This window comes from Saccharopolyspora taberi, assembly GCF_039534165.1.
Lineage (GTDB): Bacteria > Actinomycetota > Actinomycetes > Mycobacteriales > Pseudonocardiaceae > Saccharopolyspora_D > Saccharopolyspora_D taberi.
Map to the genome: position 1 here is coordinate 91,791 of NZ_BAAAUX010000024.1, position 15,759 is coordinate 107,549.

At 67.6% G+C, this 15,759-nt stretch carries 19 protein-coding genes; 11 read left to right on the forward strand and 8 right to left on the reverse strand.

The annotated features are described in order from the left end of the window. Nucleotides 1–261 precede the first annotated feature (261 nt). The 3 genes from ABD691_RS33840 to ABD691_RS27730 all read left to right on the forward strand — a co-directional run bounded on the left by ABD691_RS33840 (nucleotide 262) and on the right by ABD691_RS27730 (nucleotide 1,437). Nucleotides 262–621 carry a DUF7848 domain-containing protein gene (locus tag ABD691_RS33840; protein WP_486374897.1) on the forward strand — a complete coding sequence of 120 codons (360 nt, stop codon included), beginning with the start codon at nucleotides 262–264 and terminating at the stop codon, nucleotides 619–621. A 77-nt stretch (nucleotides 622–698) separates the two neighbouring features. Continuing rightward, nucleotides 699–956: a hypothetical protein gene (locus ABD691_RS27725; RefSeq protein WP_344684665.1), complete on the forward strand. Its 258-nt coding sequence runs from the start codon at nucleotides 699–701 to the stop codon at nucleotides 954–956. A 79-nt stretch (nucleotides 957–1,035) separates the two neighbouring features. Further along, nucleotides 1,036–1,437 (forward strand): hypothetical protein, encoded by a 402-nt coding sequence (locus ABD691_RS27730; protein ID WP_344684666.1) that lies wholly within the window; start codon nucleotides 1,036–1,038, stop codon nucleotides 1,435–1,437. A 293-nt stretch (nucleotides 1,438–1,730) separates the two neighbouring features. Here ABD691_RS27730 and ABD691_RS27735 read toward each other — a convergent pair whose 3' ends face one another. Then, nucleotides 1,731–2,156 carry a hypothetical protein gene (locus ABD691_RS27735; RefSeq protein ID WP_344684668.1) on the reverse strand — a complete coding sequence of 142 codons (426 nt, stop codon included), beginning with the start codon at nucleotides 2,154–2,156 and terminating at the stop codon, nucleotides 1,731–1,733. A gap of 125 nt (nucleotides 2,157–2,281) precedes the next feature. Between ABD691_RS27735 and ABD691_RS27740 the strand changes: the two genes are divergently transcribed. Further along, nucleotides 2,282–2,482 carry a hypothetical protein gene (locus ABD691_RS27740; protein WP_344684670.1) on the forward strand — a complete coding sequence of 67 codons (201 nt, stop codon included), beginning with the start codon at nucleotides 2,282–2,284 and terminating at the stop codon, nucleotides 2,480–2,482. A 382-nt stretch (nucleotides 2,483–2,864) separates the two neighbouring features. On the opposite strand, the gene ABD691_RS27745 is transcribed toward ABD691_RS27740, so the two are convergent. From ABD691_RS27745 to ABD691_RS27755, 3 genes are all read right to left on the reverse strand, one after another. After that, nucleotides 2,865–3,167 (reverse strand): hypothetical protein, encoded by a 303-nt coding sequence (locus ABD691_RS27745; RefSeq protein WP_344684672.1) that lies wholly within the window; start codon nucleotides 3,165–3,167, stop codon nucleotides 2,865–2,867. Nucleotides 3,168–3,891: 724 nt separating this feature from the next. Beyond that, nucleotides 3,892–5,472: a recombinase family protein gene (locus ABD691_RS27750; RefSeq protein WP_344684674.1), complete on the reverse strand. Its 1,581-nt coding sequence runs from the start codon at nucleotides 5,470–5,472 to the stop codon at nucleotides 3,892–3,894. Nucleotides 5,473–5,505: 33 nt separating this feature from the next. Then, nucleotides 5,506–6,186 (reverse strand): uracil-DNA glycosylase, encoded by a 681-nt coding sequence (locus tag ABD691_RS27755; protein WP_344684676.1) that lies wholly within the window; start codon nucleotides 6,184–6,186, stop codon nucleotides 5,506–5,508. Between the two features lie 187 nt (nucleotides 6,187–6,373). Here ABD691_RS27755 and ABD691_RS27760 point away from each other — a divergent pair, with 187 nt between their 5' ends. Beyond that, nucleotides 6,374–7,843, forward strand: a complete 1,470-nt coding sequence (locus tag ABD691_RS27760) for a S10 family peptidase (RefSeq protein ID WP_344684678.1) — start codon at nucleotides 6,374–6,376, stop codon at nucleotides 7,841–7,843. A 160-nt stretch (nucleotides 7,844–8,003) separates the two neighbouring features. Further along, nucleotides 8,004–8,771 carry a DUF4190 domain-containing protein gene (locus tag ABD691_RS27765; protein WP_344684680.1) on the forward strand — a complete coding sequence of 256 codons (768 nt, stop codon included), beginning with the start codon at nucleotides 8,004–8,006 and terminating at the stop codon, nucleotides 8,769–8,771. 12 nt (nucleotides 8,772–8,783) lie between these two features. Here the strand turns inward: ABD691_RS27765 and ABD691_RS27770 are convergent, their stop codons facing one another. Continuing rightward, on the reverse strand, nucleotides 8,784–9,707 hold the full coding sequence (locus ABD691_RS27770; RefSeq protein ID WP_344684682.1) for an NmrA/HSCARG family protein: 924 nt from the start codon (nucleotides 9,705–9,707) through the stop codon (nucleotides 8,784–8,786). A gap of 123 nt (nucleotides 9,708–9,830) precedes the next feature. Between ABD691_RS27770 and ABD691_RS27775 the strand changes: the two genes are divergently transcribed. The 4 genes from ABD691_RS27775 to ABD691_RS27790 are packed head-to-tail and all read left to right on the forward strand — an operon-like array spanning nucleotide 9,831 to nucleotide 12,451. Next, a complete protein-coding gene (locus ABD691_RS27775) occupies nucleotides 9,831–10,409 on the forward strand; it encodes a TetR/AcrR family transcriptional regulator (RefSeq protein ID WP_344684684.1) in 579 nt (192 codons plus the stop codon). A gap of 31 nt (nucleotides 10,410–10,440) precedes the next feature. Next, entirely contained in the window at nucleotides 10,441–11,364 is a 924-nt protein-coding gene (locus ABD691_RS27780; RefSeq protein WP_344684686.1) for an ABC transporter ATP-binding protein, read from the forward strand. Then, the gene (locus tag ABD691_RS27785) at nucleotides 11,361–12,206 is read left to right on the forward strand and encodes an ABC transporter permease (protein ID WP_344684688.1); all 846 of its coding nucleotides are present in this window, start codon (nucleotides 11,361–11,363) and stop codon (nucleotides 12,204–12,206) included. The genes ABD691_RS27780 and ABD691_RS27785 overlap by 4 nt, the downstream gene beginning before the upstream one ends. Before the next feature lie 20 nt (nucleotides 12,207–12,226). After that, nucleotides 12,227–12,451, forward strand: a complete 225-nt coding sequence (locus ABD691_RS27790; protein WP_344684690.1) for a helix-turn-helix transcriptional regulator — start codon at nucleotides 12,227–12,229, stop codon at nucleotides 12,449–12,451. Nucleotides 12,452–12,455: 4 nt separating this feature from the next. Here the strand turns inward: ABD691_RS27790 and ABD691_RS27795 are convergent, their stop codons facing one another. Beyond that, entirely contained in the window at nucleotides 12,456–12,851 is a 396-nt protein-coding gene (locus tag ABD691_RS27795) for a hypothetical protein (RefSeq protein ID WP_344684692.1), read from the reverse strand. On the opposite strand from ABD691_RS27795, the gene ABD691_RS27800 reads away from it, so the two are divergent. After that, on the forward strand, nucleotides 12,852–13,259 hold the full coding sequence (locus tag ABD691_RS27800; RefSeq protein ID WP_344684694.1) for a hypothetical protein: 408 nt from the start codon (nucleotides 12,852–12,854) through the stop codon (nucleotides 13,257–13,259). A gap of 495 nt (nucleotides 13,260–13,754) precedes the next feature. On the opposite strand, the gene ABD691_RS27805 is transcribed toward ABD691_RS27800, so the two are convergent. Together ABD691_RS27805 and ABD691_RS27810 are read right to left on the reverse strand one after the other, a co-directional pair. Further along, the gene (locus tag ABD691_RS27805; RefSeq protein ID WP_344684696.1) at nucleotides 13,755–14,756 is read right to left on the reverse strand and encodes an ABC transporter ATP-binding protein; all 1,002 of its coding nucleotides are present in this window, start codon (nucleotides 14,754–14,756) and stop codon (nucleotides 13,755–13,757) included. Further along, nucleotides 14,749–15,756 (reverse strand): ABC transporter ATP-binding protein, encoded by a 1,008-nt coding sequence (locus tag ABD691_RS27810; protein WP_344684698.1) that lies wholly within the window; start codon nucleotides 15,754–15,756, stop codon nucleotides 14,749–14,751. The genes ABD691_RS27805 and ABD691_RS27810 overlap by 8 nt, the downstream gene beginning before the upstream one ends. Between the last annotated feature and the right edge of the window lie 3 nt (nucleotides 15,757–15,759).

A 15,759-nucleotide genomic window follows, 5' to 3' on the forward strand; every position in this document is an offset into this window, starting at 1 on the left:
GAACCTGCACGAGGTCGCGGAAAAGAACTATGACGATCTCCGTATCGAGAACGGAGATCTCGTCTGGAACTCGTGAGAACTGACCTCGTCCCTTGAGACACGCCGTGGCGCTCAGGCCCTCCGGTCTGAGCGTTGTGGTGTCCCAACGGACACCGGAGGGACCGCGCCGCAATCTTGTGCGGCGCAACGGACTTGTACGCGCGGGCCGCCCTGCCTCGCCAAAGACCAGGACGGCCCGCTGACCATCGGAGATAGGTTCCAATGGCTGACACGCAGCTTACCGACCCACCAGAGCAGACCGACCTCTTCCCGCACCTTCAGCCGGAGCAGCCTGAGCTGCCTCCTTGGGCGCGGCACGGGCGCGTTTCGCTCGTAGGGCACATCCTCACCCTGCCGGACTTGTCCCAGGCTCCGGCGGACAGTCCGCACGCCACGTGGCTTCGGATCGACTGCCTCGAATGCGGACAGTACTCGGAATGGGTCTACGCGGCGGAGGACGGGAACGCTTGGGACTTGCGCCACGCGGCGCACACGGGGCACCGGCACTTCTTTTCCTTCTCAATGTCGCGTATCCGGTTCGAGGTCTCAGAGGCGGACACCCGCACGGCGGCCTTTCTCTGACGTCCGTTGAGACACGCCGTGGCGCTCAGGCTTTCCCGTCTGAGCGTTGCGGTGTCCCAACGGAAAGGACGAAGGAAATGACCGACAAACCGCAGTGCGCGGAGATCCCCGCGAGCGAGGGCCTGGAGCCCGAAGTGATCCCTTTCATTCTCGCCCTGATCGACGACCGGCCCAACATCGACGACGTCGTGGAAGTGGTGGCGACCGGAAAGCTCGCAGTCGTCAAAGAGATCTACAAGAACTTCCACCACGTCATGTTCCACCTGAAGTTCGACGACGGGCCGATCGTTCCGTATCGCCGCGACGAAGTGCGGCTCAAGGAGCGCGCCCGGTAGCGCCGTTGAGACACGCCGTGCGTCTCGGGCATCCGTCCCGAGACGTGCGGTGTCCCAACGGACTGGAAGGGGAACGACAATGACCGAGAGCAAGACAAGCGCTCCCGACGCGACGGACGAAACTCCCCGCTGCCAGCGGGAAGGCGAGACCCACCGCCCGGACGACTCGCCGGACGGGGGCAACCGTTGCAAGTACTGCGGCCGACCGACCACATGGACCGGACCCGGCATGTACGACTGGGAGATCAGCGAGGACGCCGAGCTGCCGGAACCGGTCGACCGGTTTCTGACCGCGTGGGCGGTCTCCGAGGTATCGAGCGATGTCGCCAGCAGGCTCACCTGCGGTGAAGTCGAGGCGCTATGCGGACTGTTCGAGCACTTCGACCGGCCCGACCTCGCCGAGAAGTGGCGCGAGGACCACGCCGACGGCGACACCAGCCCGGAAGACCGTCACTACCGAGGCAATGACGGGGGCAACTGAGCTGTGATCGCTAGGGCGTTCTTCGCAACCCTCCTTATTGGCCTGCTCATCGCCGCCGCGCTCGCTGAAGGACCGATCGGAAGCCAGACCACGATCGTGCCCACCCTGACCGAGCCCGACCGGACGGAAGAGGACGAACCTGGCTGGGACTGCCGCACGATGGGCAACAGATTGTGCGGTCCCGGCTCTGAGTCCAAGACATCGCGGCGGTAGACGACTTCGAGTCCGGATGAACGGCCCGGCAGCATCCACGACGGTTGTTGCCGGGCCGTTTTTCTTTGTCCGGCCCCCGGTCAGTCGTCGGAGCTGGAACCGCTCCGCTTCGACGAACCCGAGCTTCGGTCGCTGGTGTTCCTGCGGCCAGGGTCGGAGTCGCTGTCGCCCTTCTTCGAGTCCGAGCCGCTGCGCTTCCGCGACGAGCCGGAATCCGAGTCGCTGTCGCGCTTCCGAGACGAGCCAGAGTCCGAGCCGCTGTCGCTGTCACGCTTCTTCCGCGAGCCCGAGCCGGAGTCGCTGTCCTTCGAGTCGCTGTCGCGGTCCTTGGAGCCCGAGTCGCTGTCGCGCTTCCGCGAGCCGGAACCCGAGTCGCTGTCGCCGCTTCGCTTGCTGGACGATCCGGAGTCGGAGCGACCACCGCTCGACCGGGACGAGCCCGAGTCGCTGTCGGAGCTGCTGCCCGAGGTCTTGCGGTCCTTGCTGTCGCTTTCGTCGGCGGTCATGTGTCATGCCTCCCGTGACGTTGGTGTCATGCCGTATTCAGTTCTCAGTTCGTGTTGCCCCGCCCACATGCCGGGGCTCTGTATTCGGCGGACAAGCGCGGGCGCGGCCAGGGAGCATCGGGCTCGTGAGCCACTTCGCCTACGAGCAGAGCCAGCAAGCCGCACGCGACTACGACTTCGACACGCTGGTGATGGCGGCGATACGCCGTGCCGACAGCACCAACGCGGAGATCCTGTGGCGCGTTTTCCCCGAGATCGCCGACGAACTACAGCAGCGCTACGACGCCCCCGGTGGGTTCCTCCCTGGAGAGGCCGGCGTGCGGTAAGAAAGGGCCTGGGCCGGGGACTCGCGGTGATCAGCCGAGAGAACGCCCCGTCAACCAGGCTGGGCGACCCGCCAGGGACGTTGCCGCACTCTGTTAGTGCGTTGGGTGTGGCGGGGAGCCCGAGCGCACACGCGGGGGATCGAACCCCAAGCCCCCGCAGGGACTTACCTGCCTTATCAGGTACGCAGCGGCACACCAGCCCAGCAGCTATAGAACCGCCCGAAGGGTCCGTGGCGACGTAACGGGTCAGCCTGGGCCTTCCCTTGCTCTGTCCGTTGTGGCCAGAACTCGCCGCTATGACCGCTGGCGCTGGTGGCGGTGCGGGCCTGCGGCCCGCGATGCCCTGTTACTGGTGCGGAAGCGGGAACAGGGCCGTTGGCGTTCAGACCGTCCGCGGAGCATGTCCCGTCTCCCACATCTCGGTCTGCTCTGCGATTCCGCAGAGTTCGTCTGCGCGGCTGGACAGTCGGTGGACGTCGTCCATCCTCGCGTAGTACTCATCGTGACTCATGTTCCGAGGCGCGAAGCCGCACAGTTCGTCGGCGGACATGTCGGCCTGCGTGGGCTCAACGAACCCGCGCTCGATCTCGATCCTGCGCCACATCCGCGTGGCCTGCCGCCGCAGTTCGGCGGCGGACGCGCGATAGAGATAAGGCACCGGGACCATCCCGGTGTCGCCGAGCACGCATCGAGTCCGGCATGCAGGGTTCGCGTTGATGCTTGCGACGACGCAGGCTCCAGTCGCGTAGCAACCACCGTTGTCTTGCATATCCCTCCCTTCGGAGGTCGTCGGAGCTTCATCCGGCAAGTGAGACGCCGCGCCATCAACCGACCACGCGGCATAGACGGCGGCGTGGAGCCCTTTACGGGACGGCGCGGCGAACGGGCCGGGGGACGCACGCGGGGCACGGGCGAGGTTCGACCCCGGCAGGCGGGCGGAGTGCACGCCCTCGCCCTAGTAATGGGTGCTGTAGCCGGGAATTGGGCACACCTGCATCTGTGACCTGCGACACATTCGGGAAGTTGGCCCCCAAGCCGAACCGGTAGGGGTGCTTGCACCGTAACGAGCAACGAAGAGAGTTACGGTTTGCCGAAGCTGTGACCAGTACAGTTACGCCAGTTACGATAGTTACGCTCTCCGGTGAGGCCCCTTGGCAGAGGGGGGCATCTCTCTTCTATTTAATTAATAGAAGAGAGTAGATAAGAGCACGAGCCCGCGCCGCGATCACGGACTGTGACCGGAAACGGCTTCGAGGCGGGCGCGCCCCGAATGGCCGTAACAGCCGTAACTGATGTAACCGTGCAGCGCACAGGAGAGTTTGGGCGTAACACGCAAAGGCTGCTGTTACGCCCGTAGCTGTAACAGCGCTCCTATACCTCCCGGAATAGGACCATTCCATCACTAAGAGTCACCAATAGGCGGCCGGGTTGGTTTCATCATGACCTTGCGCAGCGAGCACGTCGTCGGTGAAGCCTGGCGCATCGAACGACAGACGATCGTCCAGCAGTAGCCCGTCACCGGGCCTTCCGAGGACGGAGACCTTCACTCCGCGCTCCATAAGGATCTTCCGGCGCGCGGGCCAGTCGCTAGAGTTCCACTCCTCGGCATACGTGATGTCCGTTTCCTCATAGCGCACGCCTGGCGACCTCGACGGCAAGGCCCGAAGAGCTTCGAGCCGCTTCTCAATCTTTGCGTACTGCTCACGGTATCGAGCCCGCCCCTGCTCCCCTCGGAAGAGACCGCCCTCATACCTGTCACGCTCCAGCTCGCTCAGAGTCTCTTCAAGCTCCTTGATCTCTCCCTGGTGATCTTCGCCGGGGTCTTCGATCGCGATCGTCATCTTGCGATCTCCGACCAGTTCGAGGAACTTCCTGGAGACGTATTCCTCTGCATCAACCTCAGTAACCGAGCAACCTTCGCAGTCCGCGAGTCCGCGGTACCTCGACGTGCAGCGATACGAAACGTGTCTTCCTCTCGATCTCGCTCCGTCCGACGTGTTCCGGTAAAGGCGACCGTCACAGAGCCCACAAAACATCACACCAAGCAGCGGCGCGGTGCCGCTCCGTCTCTTCCGCTCGGGAAGCTGATTCTTATCGAGCGCTGCCTGAAGAGCACGGAATTCTTGGTCCGAGACCAGCGGTTCCCCATACCGCAGCGGCAAGCCATCATCTCCGCGTACGGGTTGCCCCTCGTGCAAGACGTAGGACCGTAACGAGTCAGACCGAAGGATTATCGTGAGAGTGCGCGGATGCCACTTCCCGGACTCTTGGCGTTTGGGCGCTCGCCTCTGTTGCTCCGTTCCTGTCTCTGCGGCCCTGCGCTGTCGGATCGTCGCTTGTGGTCCAGGAATGTTGCGCTTGTTGAAGTCGCGACAGATGGACAGGATCGACTGTCCATCTGTCGCACGTTCTACCGCCTCCCGAACGATGGGCGCAGTCTCCGGGTCTGGCTCCAGTGCATAGCCCTGTCCTGAAGGGTGCTTGCACTTCCGGTATCCGTATGGAAGTCGACCAGCGCCCCACCGCGCGATTCGCCGCATGTACTCCCGTGCACCTGACACGCGGCTGCTGATGGCCTGCGCTTCCATCTCTGCGAACACGGCAAGTAGAACGCCGAAGGCCCTGCCGAGCGGAGTAGAGAAGTCAATATTCGGGTCCAGGCAGACGAGCTTCTTACCGTGGTCCTCGGCCCACTTCAGCAGCGCTACGAAGTCGTGGATGTCACGAGCGACACGGTCGACGGACCGGAAGATCAATGCATCGAAGGATTCCGGTTCGCGCAACCACGCCCCCAGCTCGGGGCGATCCCACGGGCCATTCTTCGACGCCGATACGTCCGGGTCTTCTGCATACCCAACGACCGTCATCCCCTGCCGCGCTGCCTCAGCTTCGCCCCGCGTTCGCTGACTGTCGGGGCTCGTCGTCACCTCGGTGAGTACGGAGATCCGACCTGCGATGAGAGCGCGCTGTTCAACTTTCGTGCTGGTCACACCCTTGATCGTAGTCCGTAAATCCGTTCACTTCTAGTGGCTGACGTGGTAGCAGCCGAGGACGTGCAGCTCGGTGCCACCGTCGGCCGCTTCGAGGACGGCGTGGGCGTTGTGGCCGAACTTCGGGCGGGGCGCGGGGACCTGCCAGGCCGCGCGGCCCAGCACCGGCAGCGCGGCCTGCCAGCCGAAGGCGCCGAGGACGACGACCACGCGCAGCGTCGGGCGCATCAGTTCCAGTTCCCGCGCGAGCCATGATCCGCAGGTGTCCCGCTCGGCGGGGGTGGGTTTGTTCGCCGGTGGTGCGCAGTGCACCGGGGCCGTGATCCGGGTGCCGAGCAGTTCCAGACCGTCCTCGATGGAGTGCGCCTCGGGCTGCGAGGCCAGGCCGACGTCGTACAGGGCGCGGTAGAGCACGTCGCCGGAGCGGTCGCCGGTGAACATCCGGCCGGTGCGGTTGGCGCCGTGCGCCGCCGGGGCGAGGCCGATGATCGCGATCCGGGCGTCGACCGGGCCGAATCCCGGCACCGGCCTGCCCCAGTACTGCTGGTCGCGGAACGCGGCGCGCTTGACCCGCGCGACCTCCTCGCGCCACTCCACCAACCGGGGACACGCGGTGCAGCGGACGAGCAGGGCGTCGAGTTCCGGCACGGTCCGGGCACCACCGGCCGCGGCAGCGGGGTCGGTCAGCGGATCGCTGATCAGGCGCGAGCGCATGACCGCCAGCCTCCCAGAACCCGCCGGAAGACCGCACCGCGACCGGCCGGTCCAAAAAACTCCAACAAATCAGCATCCCGCGCTGGACAAATGTTTTTACGACCGGGAAATCGCACCCCCGATCCATTCGGTCCGGTACCGGACAAGCCGGACCTGCACCCGCCCGGAGGCACGTAAAGTGCGAAGCATGGCAGCCAGCGAAGCGAACTCCGACGACACCGCCAGGGAAGCGACCACCCCCGCCGAACCTGTCGACGATCTGGTCAGCACCCACCACTCGATCACCGTGGACGGGACCGAACTGGCCTACACCGCCACCACCGGCCGGATCGTGCTGCGGGAGGAGGTGCTCGCCGACGGCAAGTTCAAGGGCTTCAAGCCCAAGGCCGAGGTGTTCCTGACCTCCTACGTCGCCGACGCCGAGCCCGGCGACCGCCCGGTGACCTTCGCGTTCAACGGCGGCCCGGGTTCGTCGAGCGTGTGGCTGCACCTCGGGCTGCTGGGCCCGCGCCGGGTGCTCTCCGGTGACGCGGGCGACCTCGCTCCCCCGCCGTACGGGCTGGCGGACAACCCGGAAACCCTGCTGGCGCACAGCGATCTGGTGTTCATCGACCCGGTGTCGACCGGGTACTCGCGGGCCGTCGAGGAGGGAGAGCCCGCCGACTTCCACGGCTACGCCAGGGACATCGAGTCGATCGCCGAGGTGATCCGGCTGTGGACCTCGCGCAACAACCGCTGGATGTCGCCGAAGTACCTGGCGGGCGAGTCGTACGGAACGCTGCGCGCGGCGGCGCTGGCAGAGCACCTGCAGAACCGCCACGGCCTCTACCCGAACGGCCTGCTGCTGATCTCGTCGGTGCTCGACATGGGCACGATCCGGTTCACCGACGGCAACGACCAGCCCTACGCGCTCTACCTGCCGACCTACGCCGCGATCGCGCACTACCACGGCAAGCACGGCGACCGGCCGCTGCGCGAGGTCGTCGCCGAGGCCGAGGAGTTCGCCTCCGGCGACTACCCGCTGGCGCTCGCACGCGGCGCGCGCCTGCCCGCGGACGAGCGCGCGGACATCGTCCGCCGCACGGCACGGCTGACCGGGCTTACCGAGGACTACGTCGACCGGGCCAACCTGCGCATCGAGCACATCCGGTTCTTCACCGAGCTGCTGCGCGACGAGCGCCGCACCGTCGGCCGGATGGACGGCCGCTTCACCGGATGGGAACCGGACGCGGCCGGTGAGCACTTCACCGACGACCCGAGCATCTCCGGCATCCGCGGCGCGTACGCGGCGGCGATCAACCACTACCTGCGCGCCGAACTCGACTACGTCAACGACCTCCCGTACGAAACGCTGAGCAGCCGCGTGCAGCCCTGGTCGTACAAGGAGTTCGAGGGCGCGTCGGTGTCGGTGGTCGACAAGCTGAGCGCGGCGATGCGGTCGAACCCGCACCTCCGCGTCCACGTCGCCTGCGGCTACACCGACGGCGCGACCCCGCACTACGCGGCCGAGCACGTGCTGGCGCGGCTGACGATTCCCCCGCAGCTGCGGGAGAACATCGAGGTCCGCTACTACGAGGCCGGGCACATGATGTACGTGCACGAGCCCTCGCGGATCCAGCAGTCCGCCGACCTCGCCGAGTTCGTCCGGCGTTCGTAGCGGACCGTCGGCTCGCGGCCCCCGGTGCCCGCTGGGGGCCGCGTCGCGTTCCTGGGGCACCGAGGCGGTAACGCCTGCCCGGGTTTGCCGAAATGGGTTATGAGTCCGGCGATGGGCCGGACACCTCAAACGCCCGCCAGGGGCGGAAAGCAAGGACACCATGACCCAGTTCGCCTACCCACCACCGCCGGCCGCGGGCCCCCGGAACGGGTTCGGCACCACCGCACTGGTTCTCGGAATCATCGGTCTCGTGTTCTCCTTCGTCCCGGTCGTCGGGGTCGTCGCGTGGCCGCTGGTCGTCCTCGGGTTGATCTTCGGAATCCTCGGGACCAACCGGGCGGGCCGAGGTGAGGCGACGAACAAGGGCGCGGCCATCGCCGGGATCGCGACCTCGGGCCTCGGACTGGTGATCTGCATCGTGTGGACGGTCGTGTTCGGTTCCGCGGTCAGCCAGCTCGACCGGGAACTCGCGCAACCCAACTCACCCCTCGGCCAGACCGCCGACCCCGTCTCACCCGCCGACACCGACGCGGACGCGGAGACCGTTCGGCTCGCCTTCGGTGAAACGCACACCTGGCGCGGCGGCGAGACCATCGCGGTTTCGCCCCCGTCCGAGTACACGGATCCGAACCCGTTCCTCGCCGCGCCGGACGGCAAGCGCCACGTCGCCTTCGACGTCACGATCACCAACAACGGCAGCGCCGAGTACAACGTGATCAGCGCGGTGCTGACGGTCCAGCACAACGGGCGCGTGGCCAAGGAGAACTACCTGGCCGGGGACCCGCTGCCGAACGTCGAGGTTCCGCCGGGCGGATCGACCACCTACACCGCGGTCTACGAGATCGGCGCTGAGCCGGGCGAGGTGCAGGTTTCGGTGCAGCCCAACCTCTTCGCCGCTGAGACCGTGTACTTCACGGGTCAGTTCTGACCGGGCTCATCTTCAGCCCATGGTGGATCCCTTCTGCTCACGAAGTCCGGTTCGGTCCAACGTCTGCTCTGCCAACCACTCCTCGAAGGTCCGCAGATCCGGCTTCCGGGCCCGCAGGGCGGAGATGTCCACAGTGGGCCCGTTGTCGTTCATCCAGGCGTACGCGTTCGCCAGGTTCTCGCTCTGCTGCCTGATCACCTCGATCGGAATCTCGACGTGGCGAACCGGTCTGCCGGTCGCCCGGGAGAGGGCGTCCGCGATCTGCGGCGGGGTGAGTTCGTCACCGGCGAGGTCGACGACCTCCCCGACGTACTCCTCCGGTCGCTCGAAGGCGAGCGCGGCCATCTCACCGATGTCGCGTAAAGCGATCAGCTGCTGCACGGTGTCGGACCGGAGCGCGCTCGACAGTTCTCCGTCGGCGAGCGCCTGGCCCGCCACCTGCGCCAGGTAGTTCTCCATGAACGACACCGGCCGGAGCATGGTCGCGGGAAGCCCCAGCACGCGGATGTGCTCCTCGATCCGCCCCTTGTTTTCCAGGGTTTCGATCCCCGAGTCCGCATCGGCGTTGACCGACGAGGCGTACACGAAGTGCCGCACGCCGGCCGCCATCGCGGCGTCGGCGACGTTCCGGCCGAAGCGGACCTCGTCGCCCGGCCCGATGCCCGGTGTCAGCTCCGGCGTCACGAACGTGGGCTGAACGCTGAAAACCCCGTGCACTCCAAGGAAAGCGGCTTCGAGCGAACTTCGGTCACCCATGTCGCCGGCCACCAGCTCGGCCCCGGATTTCTCCAGCTCCCGGGCGGCTGCTCCGGATGGGTCGCGCACCACCGCGCGAACCGGGTGCCCGCGCGCCAGCAGTGCGGCGGCGGTCGCGCCGCCCTGCTGTCCGGTCGCACCGGTGACGGCGATGATCTGGTCTTGCACGTGACGGGACATGGTCTGCTCCAAAGGAATCGTCGGATCGCAGGCGACCAGAGGTAGAATCGGAACGGTCGCCCCGGTTTTGAACGATACGGAACGCCCGCCCCGGTTGTCCACGAAGAAAGCGAGCTGTTCGCCATGAGCAAACAACCTGAGAAACCACTGAGGGCGGACGCGAGGCGCAACCGGGCCCGCGTGCTGGAAGCCGCGGAAGAGCTGTTCGCTTCGGACGGCATCGCCGTGCCGCTGGACGACATCGCCCGCCGGGCCGGCGTCGGCCCCGGCACGGTCTACCGGCACTTCCCCACGAAGGAGGCGCTGTTCCAGGCGGTCCTCAGCGAGCGGATCGCCCAGCTCAACGACGAGGTCCGCAGCCGCGCGAGCACCGATGATCCCGGGGCCGCTTTCTTCGACCTCTTCGACCACGTCGTGGAGGCGGCGTCGGTGAACAAGGGAATCTGCGACGCCCTGGAGGGTTCCGGCGCAGCACTTGATCGGGAAGCGGCGCACTGCGACTTCACCAGCGCCTTCGCCGAAGTCCTCGCCAGCGCCCAGGAACGCGGCGCGGTGCGGGCCGACATCCGCTTCAACGAGGTCCAGTCACTGCTGGTCAGCTGCGTCGCGATGCACCGCAGGGCGGTCGAGCAGAACCGGGAGCCGCACGAGGTCGCCGTCGTCCGGGACGGCCTGCGGAAGCAGCCTTCGGACGTGATGTAGTATCTCTGCTACATCGCATGGGGGTGATGCTATGAGCAGGCAGATAACTACCACCGACACCACGCTCGACGTGCGCGACTTACGGATGAGCTACGGCACGACCGAGGTCCTCAAAGGGGCCACGTTCTCGGCCCGGAAGGGCGAGGTGATCGCGCTGCTCGGCCCGAACGGGGCGGGCAAGAGCACCACGATCGAGATCCTGGAGGGCTTCCGGATGCGCTCCGGAGGCGAGGTCGAGGTCCTGGGCACCGACCCGGCGCGCGGCGACGAGACGTGGCGGTCGCGGCTGGGCGTGGTGCTCCAGTCCTGGCGGGACCACGGCAAGTGGCGAGTGCGGGAGCTGCTGGCGCACCTCGGCGAGTACTACGCGCCGTACCGCGAGCCGCGGGACGTGGACGAGCTCATCGCGGCGGTCGGCCTGACCGAGCACGGCCACAAGCGCGCCGGGCAGCTCTCCGGCGGCCAACGGCGCAGGCTCGACGTCGCGATCGGCATCGTCGGACGGCCGGAACTGCTGTTCCTGGACGAGCCGACCGTGGGGTTCGACCCGCAGGCCCGGCGCGACTTCCACGACCTGGTGCACCGGCTCGCCGACGACGAGAACACCGGCGTCCTGCTGACCACCCACGACCTGGACGAGGCCGAGAAGCTGGCCGACCGGATCCTGATCCTGGCCGGTGGCCGGGTGGTCGCCGACGGCTCGGCCGACGAGCTGTCCCGCCAGGTCGCCTCCGAGTCCGAGATCAAGTGGACCCGCGACGGCCAGCGGTTCGTGCACGCGGCGGCGGACGCGACCGCGTTCGTGCGCGGGCTGTTCGCCCAGTACGGCGACGAGATCGCCGACCTGGAGGTGCGCCGCGCAACGCTGGAGGACACCTACATGGAGATGGTGCGCCGGTTCGAGTCCGGCCAGGACGAGATCACCGAGCTGCCCTTCCAGGAGGCCCTGCGATGAACCTCTCCACCCTGCGCACCGGGGCCCGGCGCGGCCTGATCGAGCTCCGGCACACCTTCACCAACGGCCAGGACCTGTGGGCGTACCTGTTCCCCGCGGTGATCTTCGGCGTGGTGATGTTCTTCCAGCGCGGCGCCACCGTCGAAGGCACCGGCTTCTCGCTGGGCGCGGTGACGCTGCCCAGCGTGCTCGGCATGAACGTGGTCTTCGGCGGGCTGATGACGCTCGCCCAGCAGCTGACCGTCGAGCGCGAGGACGGAACGCTGCTGCGGGCCAAGGCCGTGCCGGGCGGGATGTCCGGGTACCTGGTCGGCAAGATCGTCCTGGTCGGCGGGATGACGCTGGTCAGCATGGCCGTGGTGCTGGTCCCGGGCCTGCTGCTGTTCGACGGGCTGGCCACCGGCGGGCTCCTGTCGTGGGTGACCCTGGTCTGGGTGCTGCTGCTGGGCCTGGTCGCGACGATGCCGCTCGGCGCCGTCATCGGGTCGCTGTTCTCCAGCCCGCGCAGCATGGGGTTGATCATGCTGCCGATGATGGGTCTGGTCGCGATCTCCGGGATCTTCTACCCGATCACCGGATTCCCGTCGTGGCTCCAGTGGATCGCGCAGGTCTTCCCGCTGTACTGGACGGGTCTGGGGATGCGGTCCGCGCTGCTGCCGGACGGGATGTCGGCGGTCGAGATCGGCCACTCCTGGCGGCACCTGGAGACTGTCGGGGTGCTCGGCCTGTGGGCGGTCGTCGGGCTCCTCGTCGCACCGGTCGTGCTGCGCCGGATGGCGCGGCGCGAGTCCGGTTCCGCCGTGGCCGCGCGACGGGAGAAGGCCATGCAGCGGGCCGTGTGAACGACCGGAGGAGCAACTCCTTGAGCGAGACGATCTACAACCGCATCGCGATGCTGCGCGCGGAGCGGGGGATCTCCCGCAGGCAGCTCGCCGAGGCGCTGGGGGTGCACTACCAGACGGTGGGCTACCTGGAGCGCGGCGAGTACAGCCCGAGCCTGCACCTGGCGTTGCGGATAGCGCAGTACTTCGAGGTCCCGGTGGAGGTCGTGTTCTCGACCTCCCCGTTCCCGCGCATCGGCAGCTGACCGGTCAGGTCCGGATCCCGGCCCAGCGCGCGAACCGGGCCAAGGACCCCGTCGACCGCCGAGCTGCGGCGAGCGCTCGCACTGTCTCCCGCACTGACGGATGAATTCTGGTGTGGTGCGGGGAAATCCTGCGGGCTTCGTTGAGCTCGGCGAGCGCGCGGTCCCGGTTGCCGTGGAGCATCCAGGCCCGTGCCTGGTCGATGTGGTGGTGACCGACCCGCTCCGGCCGGGACGGATCGACGACCGTCACCTGACTGGCGCGCGTCACCGCTTCGGTTCCGTCGTAGCTCTCGACCGGAACTGCGCACCAGTGGATGTTCACGTTCACCTCGCTGGCATCGGTGTTGTAGTACGGCGTGGCAGCCGCTCCCCAGCCGACCAGCGTCCGCGCCTCCCGCACGTGATCATCAGCCCGGACGCCGTCGCCGTTGCGCGCCGACATCACGGCGGCGCGCAGATGCAGCTGCGCTCGGACACCGAGGGCGCGGGGATCGCGCGCCTCGATCCGGACCAACGCCCGATCCAGCAGTCGCAAGCCAGCCGCGAAGTGGCCGTTCTGGAGGAAATGCGTGGACCGGTGCCAATCGGAAACCGCCACGCGCAACGGATCTCCGGTTGCGGGCGCCAACATGACGTGACGTTCGGACGCGGTGGCCGCCAGGTCGGGATGCCCGAACCTGCCGCCCACGGTCGCGGCCAAGCGGTACGCGTCATGCAGCATTCCGCGCGCCTGCTCGCCGGCCGCCGATACGGCTGTCGTGTCCGCGACCAGGGCGAAGAGGTGGTGGAGGGTTTCCGGGAGCAGTAGGGCGAGGTCGGCGTACTGCTGGCGTTGCCTCAGGATTTCGGCGTGGTCAAGCCGCTTCCGCAGTGCGAGCGCACTCGGAGCCGGTCCACTCGGCTGGGGGTCGTCGAACGAATGGAGAGCGACGCGAAGCTCGGCGATGCCGGCCGCTTCGCTGTGAAGTTCGGCGAAGGCATCGGCGGACCGAACTCCGTACAGCTCGCGGACCTCCAGTCCCAGCGCTTTCGCGCACGACGTGTCCCTCCAGCAGGTACACGACTCCTAGTGTCGATTCAACTACACACGGCGATCGACACTGGAGAGGACCGGTGAACAGCACACCACGGACACAACGGCGAGGACACCGCGCTCGCACAACCGTCCGAACTGGACTGGTGCACGTTCCCGACATGCCGCGACTGCAACGAGATCCTCAAGACCGAACCATGAACCACCCCTCCCCCAACCCCGAACGCCCGCCCTCCCGGAGGAGGACGGGCGTTCGGGCGCACGCGGGCGTCAGTGCACGACGTGCGGGCGTTCCTCGGCGAAGTGGCATGCCGAGGGGTGTTCGCCGAGCCGGACTACCAGCTCCGGCACCTTCTCGGCGCAGATGTCCTGCGCCTTCCAGCAGCGGGTGCGGAACCGGCAGCCCGACGGCGGGTTCGCGGGGCTCGGGACGTCGCCGGTGAGCCGGATGACCTCCCGCTTCCCGCGCAGCGTCGGGTCCGGTACCGGAACCGACGACAGCAGCGCCTGGGTGTACGGGTGCTGCGGGTGCTCGTAGATCTGCTCGTCCGTGCCGACCTCGACCATCTTGCCGAGGTACATCACCGCGACCCGGTCCGACAGGTGGCGGACCACGCCCAGGTCGTGGGCGATGAAGATGTACGACAGGCCGAACTCCTGCTGCAGTTCGGCCAGCAGGTTCATCACCTGCGCCTGGATCGACACGTCCAGGGCCGACACCGGCTCGTCGCAGACGATCACCTTCGGCCTGAGCGCGAGCGCGCGGGCGATGCCGATGCGCTGGCGCTGACCGCCGGAGAACTGGTGCGGGTAGCGCTGGATGTGCTCCGGGTTGAGCCCGACGACCTCCAGCAGCTCCTGCACCTTCTGCCTGCGCTGCCCCTTCGGCGCCACCTCCGGGTGGATCTCGAACGGCTCGCCGACGATGTCGCCGACGGTGCGCCGCGGGTTCAGCGAGGTGTACGGGTCCTGGAGCACGATCTGCATGTCGCGGCGCCACTTGCGCAGTGCCGCGCCGCTCAGCTTGAACATGTCCTGGCCCTCGAAGGTCGCGCTGCCGCTGGTCGGCTTCTCCAGCCGCATCAGCACCTGCGCGAGGGTGGACTTGCCGCAGCCCGACTCGCCCACCACGCCCAGCGTCTCGCCCCTGCGCAGGTCGAACGACACGCCGTCGACCGCCCGGACGTGCCCGACCGTGCGCCGGAACAGCACGCCCTGGGTGACCGGGAAGTGCTTCACCAGATCGCGGACCTGGAGGATCGGCTCAGTCATTGCTCATCAGCTCCTCCGCGAAGTGGCACGCGCTGGTCCGGCCGAGCCCGAGCTGGTGGTAGGCCGGCACCTGCTCGCTGCACTTGGCGACCGCCCGCGGGCAACGCGGGTGGAACGGGCAGCCGCTCGGCACGTTCAGCAGGTTCGGCGGCAGGCCCTTGATCGTCTCCAGCTCGTGGCCCTTGAGGTCCAGCCGCGGGATCGACCGCATCAGCCCCTCGGTGTAGGGGTGGCCGGGCCTGCGGTACAGCGAGTACGCGTCCGCGGACTCGACGATCCGCCCCGCGTACATCACCACGATCCGGTCCGCGACCTCGGCGACCACGCCCAGGTCGTGGGTGATCAGGATCAGCCCCATGCCGCGCTCGCGGCGAAGCTCGTCGAGCAGGTCCATGATCTGGGCCTGCACCGTGACGTCCAGCGCCGTGGTGGGCTCGTCGGCGATGAGCAGCTCCGGGTCGAGCGCCAGCGACATCGCGATCATCGCGCGCTGCCGCATGCCGCCGGAGAACTGGTGCGGGAACTCCTTCACGCGCTGCTTGGCGTTCGGGATCTTCACCAGGTCCAGCAGCTCCACGGCCCGGTTCATCGCGTCCTTGCGCGACATGCCGCGCCGCATCCGCAGCTGCTCGGCGATCTGGAAACCAACCGTGTAGACCGGGTTCAGCGCCGACAGCGCGTCCTGGAAGATCATCGCGGTCGACTCGCCGCGCAGTTCCCGGCGCCGCGCGTCGGTGGCCGTGAGCAGTTCCTCGCCCTTGAACCGGATGGCACCCCCGGTGATCACCCCCGGCGGGATGTCCAGGATGCCCATGATGGTCTGGGCGGTGACGCTCTTGCCGGAACCGGATTCGCCCAGCACCGCAAGCGTTTCACCCTTGTCGACGTGGTAGCTCACGCCGTTGAGGACCTTTGCCACGCCGTCCCTGGTGCGGAACTCCACGTGCAGGTCCTCGACCTCCAGCAGCGGACCGGAGGTCTTCTCTTCCACAGCAGACACTCG